The organism is Streptomyces kurssanovii, from assembly GCF_040677245.1.
GTDB classification, from domain to species: Bacteria; Actinomycetota; Actinomycetes; order Streptomycetales; family Streptomycetaceae; genus Streptomyces; species Streptomyces kurssanovii.
In genome coordinates, this window is the sequence record NZ_JBFAQK010000111.1 from 1 (window position 1) to 6,593 (window position 6,593).

The following is a 6,593-nucleotide window of genomic DNA, read 5'->3' on the forward strand; positions in this document are numbered from 1 at the left end:
GCCCGGCGATTGAGGGCACCGCGCGAAGCGCGGTACGGGTCCGGGCGGAGCCCGGTTTCGGGAAGGGGCGGGGAGGGGAGGGGAACAAGCCCGCCGCAGGCACCCCGCACCCGCCCCGCGTCACGCCTTGCCGGGCGACTCCGCCGCGTCCGCGGACTCCGGCGCCGTGTCCGGCTCCGGCTCCGGCTCCGTCTCGGACTTCGCCGTGCCGGCACCGTCCTCGGGCTCGCCGTCGCCGGACGGAGTCGCGGCCTCGTCGGACGTCGACTTGGCCACCGCCGCCGGCTCCACGATCTCCTCGCGTCCCGGACGCTTCCGGGACGAGATCACGATGTACGTGACCGCCAGCACGAAGACCACGATGGAGGTCCAGACGTTCAGCCGCACGCCGAGGATGTCGTGCGCCTCGTCGACACGCATGTACTCGATCCAGCCGCGGCCGGCGCAGTACGCGGCGACGTACAGCGCGAACGCCCGCCCGTGACCCAGCTTGAAGCGGCGGTCGGCCCAGATGACCAGCAGCGCGACGCCGATGCACCACAGGGACTCGTACAGGAACGTCGGGTGGTACAGGCCGGCCTCGCGGTTCGCGCCCTCGGTGATCCTGAGCGCCCAGGGGACATCGGTCTCCCTGCCGTAGAGCTCCTGGTTGAACCAGTTGCCCCAGCGGCCGATCGCCTGCGCGAAGGCGATACCGGGTGCGAGGGCGTCGGCCCAGGCGGGCAGCGGGATCCCGCGGCGGCGGCAGCCGATCCAGGCGCCGACCGCGCCCAGCGCGATCGCGCCCCAGATACCGAGGCCGCCCTCCCAGATCTTGAAGGCGTCGACCCAGTTCTCACCCTCGCTGAAGTACAGCTGATAGTCGGTGATCACGTGGTAGAGCCGACCGCCGACCAGGCCGAACGGCACGGCCCAGACAGCGATGTCGGCCACCGTTCCGGCCTTGCCGCCCCGGGCGACCCAGCGCCGGTTGCCGTACCAGACGGCTACGAAGACGCCGATGATGATGCAGAACGCATAGCCTCGCAGCGGAAGCGGTCCGAGGTGGATCACTCCGGTCGACGGGCTGGGAATGTAGGCGATGTCCATGGCAGGACCGACGCTACCCTGCCGGGCGGGACGTACGGCAACCCGCCCGGCAACTTCTGGGTAACAGGACACGGTCATGGTCACGGGTGCGGCCGTGGTCAGGGGCACCGGTCCGCGGCCGTCCGCGGACGGCGCGGGCACCACCGGGGCAGGGACCGCCACCGGGTCCGAGAACCGGCATCCGCCCGTCCGGCCTCAGGACGCCGGCGCTCCCGGGCTCGCGCTTCCGCCCCCGGTCGGCGACGCCGGCCGCTCGGTGCCCGGCGGCTTGCCCTCGTTGGCCTCCTTGACCCACTTCTTGAAGTTCGCGACGGAGATCTGCTCCTTCCCCTTCGTCGGGAAGATCGACTCTCCGTTGAGCAGCACGGTCGGGGTACCGCTGAAGCCGCCGGCCTGGAACGCTTCGTTGGACTTCTTCACCCAGGCGTCGTGCTTGCCCTCCTCCACACAGCTGCGGAACGCGGGCGTGTCCAGTCCCTCGACCTTGCCCGCGAGCTCGATCAGCTTGCCGTTGTCGGCGAAGGCGTCGTCCGGCTCGGGCGGCTGGTTCATGTACAGCACGTCGTGGTACGGGGCGAACTTCCCGGCGTCCTGGGCGCACGCCGCCGCGTTCGCCGCGCGCAGGGAGCCGCTGCCGCCCATGTTGCCGTCGATGATGGTGGCAAGGTGATAGTCGATCTTGATCTGGCCGGCCTTCTCCAGCTCATGGATCGTGTCGCGCAGAGCGTTCTCGAACTGGGCGCAGGCCGGGCACCGGAAGTCCTCCCACACCGTGAGGGTGGACGGGGCGTCGGCCGCGCCGACCGGGATGGCGAGCTGCTCCTCACCCTGCACGCCGCTGGGCGCGAGGAGCGGGCTCGCATCCGTCGTGCCGCCCCCCTCGTCCTTGCCGCTGTTGGCGGCCACCAGACCGGCCACCGCGGCCAGCCCGAGCACGCCCACCACGGCCGAGGCCACGATCAGGGTCCTGCGGCGCTTCTCGCGTGCCTTTTCCCGCGCCCGTTCCTGCTGGAGCCGCTCGCGCGCTCCCCGCTTCCGCTCTTGGTTCTCGCTCACACTCCGCAAACGAACCGGGGAGGCGTGTGCGCGCCTCCCCGGTCCCTGATCCACTCGTACGGGCTACGACTTTCCGCGCACACCCCGCGCCAGTTCGCCCGCCAGTTCCCGTACGGCCGCGACGGCCGCGCCGTCGTCGGGTGCGTCGAGCATCCGCTTGACGAACGCCGAGCCCACGATCACACCGTCGGCGAACGCCGCGACCTCCGCGGCCTGCGCCGGGTTGGAGACCCCGAGTCCCACGCAGACCGGCAGCGCGGTCGTGGCGCGGGTGCGGCGCACCAGGTCCTGCGCCTGCTCGCCGACCGACTCGCGGGTACCGGTGACGCCCATCAGTGACGCCGCGTAGACGAAACCTGATCCTGCTGCCGTGATCTTCGCGAGACGGGCGTCCTTGCTGCTCGGCGCGACGACGAAGACGGTGGCGAGACCGTGCTTCTCGGCGTGTTCCCTCCACAGCCCGGCCTCCTCGACCGGCAGGTCGGGCAGGATGCAGCCGGCGCCGCCCGCCTCGGCGAGCTCCGAGGTGAAGCGCTCGACGCCGTAGCGGTCGATCGGGTTCCAGTAAGTCATCACGAGGACCGGCTTTCCGGTGGCCGCGTGGGCCTCACGGACCGTGCGCATCACATCCGCGATCCTGACGCCGCCGCGCAGGGCGATGTCGTCGGCGGTCTGGATGACCGGGCCGTCGAGGACGGGGTCGCTGTGCGGCAGCCCGACCTCCACCACGTCGGCGCCGCCGTCGAACGCGGCCTTGACCGCCTCGATGCCGACGTCGACGGTCGGGAAACCGGCGGGCAGGTAGGCGACGAGCGCCGCCCGGTCCTCGTTCCTCGCCGCGGCGAGCGTCTCGTTCAGCAGCTGGATGTTCCCGCTCACTTGGCGTCCCCCTGGATCTCTGCGGCGCCGTTGTCGGCGGAGGCGTCGGCCTCGACCCGGGCGTCGGTGTCGTACAGACCGAAGTAACGGGCGGCGGTGTCCATGTCCTTGTCACCGCGGCCGGAGAGGTTGACGAGGATCAGCCCGTCCTTGCCGAGCTCGCGCCCGACCTCCAGCGCGCCGGCAAGGGCGTGCGCCGACTCGATGGCCGGGATGATGCCTTCGGTGCGGGACAGCAGCCGCAGGGCCTGCATCGCCGCGTCGTCGGTGACCGCGCGGTACTCGCCCCGGCCCGAGTCCTTCAGGTACGAGTGCTCGGGGCCGATGCCCGGGTAGTCCAGGCCGGCCGAGATCGAGTACGGCTCGGTGATCTGGCCCTCGTCGTCCTGGAGGACGTAGGAACGGGAGCCGTGCAGGATGCCGGGTTCGCCGGCGGTCAGGGTCGCCGCGTGCTCCCCGGTCTCGATGCCGTGGCCGGCGGGCTCGCAGCCGACCAGCCGGACGCCGGCGTCCGGGATGAAGGCGTGGAACAGGCCGATGGCGTTCGACCCGCCGCCGACGCAGGCGACGGCGGCGTCGGGGAGGCGCCCGGCCCTCTCCAGGATCTGCCGCCTGGCCTCCACGCCGATCACGCGGTGGAAGTCGCGCACCATGGCGGGGAAGGGGTGGGGGCCGGCGACCGTGCCGAAGAGGTAGTGCGTACGGTCCACGTTGGCGACCCAGTCGCGGAACGCCTCGTTGATGGCGTCCTTGAGGGTGCGGCTGCCGGACTTCACGGCGACGACCTCTGCGCCGAGCATCCGCATCCGGGCGACGTTCAGCGCCTGGCGCTGGGTGTCGATCTCGCCCATGTAGATGGTGCACTCGAGTCCGAACAGCGCGCAGGCGGTGGCGGTCGCCACGCCGTGCTGACCGGCGCCCGTCTCCGCGATGACGCGCGTCTTGCCCATCCGCTTGGTGAGCAGGGCCTGGCCCAGCACGTTGTTGATCTTGTGCGAGCCGGTGTGGTTGAGGTCCTCACGCTTGAGGAAGACCCGGGCGCCGCCGGCGTGCTCGGCGAACCGGGACACCTCGGTGAGGGCGCTCGGGCGGCCCGTGTAGTCGACCATCAGACCGTTCAGCTCGGCCGCGAAGGCCGGGTCGGACTTGGCCTTCTCGTACTCGACGGCGACCTCGTCCACGGCGGCGACGAGCGCCTCCGGGATGAACTTGCCGCCGAAGGCACCGAAGTAGCCCTCCGTGTTGGGGACTTGACCCTCCGGGTCGGGGATGAAGTAGTCGCTGGACATGGCGACGCGCTCCTTGTCGGGACGGCAGAAGTGGACGACGTAGGTGGCGCGTGCGGCTGTTCCTCACCCCGTCCCCTACGGCCTGGCGGCCGTGGGGACCCACTTCCCGAAACCGGGCTCCGCCCGGACCCGCCACCGCGCTCCGCGCGGTGTTTCGGGGGCTCCGCCCCCGGACCCCCGCGCCTCGAACGCCGGCGAGGCTCAAGTTGGCACCTCGCACGGCCGCCGGGCCGTAGGGGGAGCTTGAGGGGCGGATACGGGTACGGGTACGGGTTTTCCCGGTGCGGGAAGGGAAGAGGGAGAGACATCCGCTCGAGGGGACGGACTAGCGGCCGTCCCGCGCCACGGCCCCGCGCCATCGCATGCCGTTGACCTGGCCCGGCTCGTCGCCGATCACGTACCGCACCCGTCGCCCGTGCACCCGCCGCGCCGGCGCCCGGCAGCCGCGTGGGCGGCAGCCTCGGGCGAGGCGGGCGTAGGGGTCACGGGGCGCGCCGCCCCCAGCGCCGACCACCGTCCGGCCGGCGCACGCCGAGGGCACGCCGACGAGCACGGGGCGGGGCCCCGCGGTCCGGCGTGCTCTGCTGCGGGCGACGGCGGCGGTCACGGCCGGGTCAGCTCCTGCCGTGCCGCAGCGCGGGGTGCGCGCCCGCGGCCACCAGATCGGCGACCGCGGCCCTCGGGTCGCGGCCGGTCACCAGGGACTCGCCGACGAGCACGGCGTCGGCGCCGGCGTTGGCGTAGGCGATCAGGTCGTGCGGACCCCGCACACCCGACTCGGCGATCTTGACGATGTGCGCCGGGATCTCGGGGGCGACCCGCTCGAAGGTGGAGCGGTCGACCTTGAGGGTCTTGAGGTCGCGCGCGTTCACACCGATGATCTTCGCCCCGGCGTCGACGGCCCGCTCGGCCTCGTCCTCGTCGTGGACCTCGACCAGCGGGGTCAGGCCGATCGATTCAGCGCGCTCGATCAGCGAGACCAGGGCCTCCTGGTCCAGCGCGGCGACGATCAGCAGGACGACGTCGGCGCCGTAGGCGCGCGCCTCCCACAGCTGGTACGCGGTGACGATGAAGTCCTTGCGCAGCACCGGGATGTCGACCTTGGCGCGTACGGCCTCGAGGTCGGCGAGCGATCCGCCGAAGCGGCGCTCCTCGGTGAGCACGGAGATGACGGCCGCGCCGCCCGCCTCGTAGTCGGCGGCGAGTCCGGCGGGGTCGGCGATCGCGGCGAGCGCGCCCTTGGAGGGGCTGGAGCGCTTGACCTCGCAGATCACCTTGACGCCCTCACCGCGGAGCGCGGCGACGCCGTCCTTGGCCGCAGGAGCCTTGGCGGCGCGCTCCTTGAGCTCGTCGAGGCTGACACGCGCCTGCCGCTCTGCCAGGTCGGCGCGCACACCTTCGATGATCTCGTCGAGCACACTCACGCGAGCGGCCCCCTTCCGGGACGGTGTTGATGGATCAGGATCAGCCATGTCGATGGTATCCGCAGGAGGGCCCGAGGCTCGCATCCGGTCGATGCCTGTCCCACTACCTGGGACTTCATGGAGCCAGTGCCGAGCCGAACGGCAGGTTCCGCACCACGCTGAAGATCACCAGCGCGCCGCCCATGACCCACCACCATCCGGTGGAGAGGCCGACGCGCAGGGGGCGCCCCTGTACGGCGCGAATCAGCCACATCACCCAGACGACGGCGAAGACGGCGTAGCCCACGACGGCGACGGCGTTGGCGCCGAGGGCGGTGCCGATGTCGCCGTGGACGAAGGCGTGGGCGCTGCGCAGTCCGCCGCATCCCGGGCAGTAGACGCCGGTGAGGCGCAGCAGCGGACAGACCGGGTAGTGGCCCGGTTCGTTCGGGTCGACGGTCCCGACGTAGGCGAACGCGGCGGCGACACCCGCGAGGACGGCGAGCGGTGTGGCGACGCGCCGCGCGGTCGACGGTGCGGGCCTGCCGGGGGCGCCCGGCACGGCACCGGCGGGCCACGTCCGAGGAGCGGCGCCGGCGACCGGCCGAGCCTCGCCCGGTACGTGCCCGGGCGCCGTGGGGCCCGTCGTGGCGGGGCCGGCGGCCGGGTCCGTGGCGTGGTCACCGGGCGCGGGGCCGGCCCGTGGCGGGACGGCGGGCGGGGTGGGAGCTGGGGTCGGGTCCACGCGGTGATTCTCCCCGTTCGACGGCAGCGGCGCAGCCCGGCCTGGCCGGGCGGGGGCCCGGGGGGGCCCCAGGGGGGGGGGGGGCCCACCCCGACCGTGTCCCCCGCCGCCCCCCCCGGGCCCGGCCCCCCC

General features: G+C 72.8%; 7 protein-coding genes. All 7 read right to left on the minus strand.

Going from position 1 to position 6,593, the window contains the following annotated elements; genetic code table 11:
* Positions 1-120: 120 nt before the first annotated feature.
* A complete protein-coding gene (lgt, locus tag AB0K36_RS34375; RefSeq protein ID WP_364601700.1) occupies positions 121-1,089 on the minus strand; it encodes a prolipoprotein diacylglyceryl transferase in 969 nt (322 codons plus the stop codon).
* Between the two features lie 195 nt (positions 1,090-1,284).
* Positions 1,285-2,145, minus strand: coding sequence for a DsbA family protein (locus AB0K36_RS34380; protein ID WP_364601702.1), 861 nt, complete (start codon positions 2,143-2,145; stop codon positions 1,285-1,287).
* Positions 2,146-2,208: 63 nt separating this feature from the next.
* Positions 2,209-3,024 (minus strand): tryptophan synthase subunit alpha, encoded by an 816-nt coding sequence (trpA, locus tag AB0K36_RS34385; protein ID WP_364601705.1) that lies wholly within the window; start codon positions 3,022-3,024, stop codon positions 2,209-2,211.
* Positions 3,021-4,313 (minus strand): tryptophan synthase subunit beta, encoded by a 1,293-nt coding sequence (gene trpB / locus AB0K36_RS34390; RefSeq protein WP_364601708.1) that lies wholly within the window; start codon positions 4,311-4,313, stop codon positions 3,021-3,023. Before trpB ends, trpA begins: the two co-directional genes overlap by 4 nt.
* A 325-nt stretch (positions 4,314-4,638) precedes the next feature.
* Entirely contained in the window at positions 4,639-4,827 is a 189-nt protein-coding gene (gene trpM, locus AB0K36_RS34395) for a tryptophan biosynthesis modulator TrpM (protein WP_435877997.1), read from the minus strand.
* A 100-nt stretch (positions 4,828-4,927) separates the two neighbouring features.
* Positions 4,928-5,737 (minus strand): indole-3-glycerol phosphate synthase TrpC, encoded by an 810-nt coding sequence (gene trpC / locus AB0K36_RS34400; RefSeq protein ID WP_189472629.1) that lies wholly within the window; start codon positions 5,735-5,737, stop codon positions 4,928-4,930.
* A 115-nt stretch (positions 5,738-5,852) separates the two neighbouring features.
* On the minus strand, positions 5,853-6,461 hold the full coding sequence (locus AB0K36_RS34405) for a DUF2752 domain-containing protein (RefSeq protein WP_364601711.1): 609 nt from the start codon (positions 6,459-6,461) through the stop codon (positions 5,853-5,855).
* Positions 6,462-6,593: the final 132 nt, after the last annotated feature.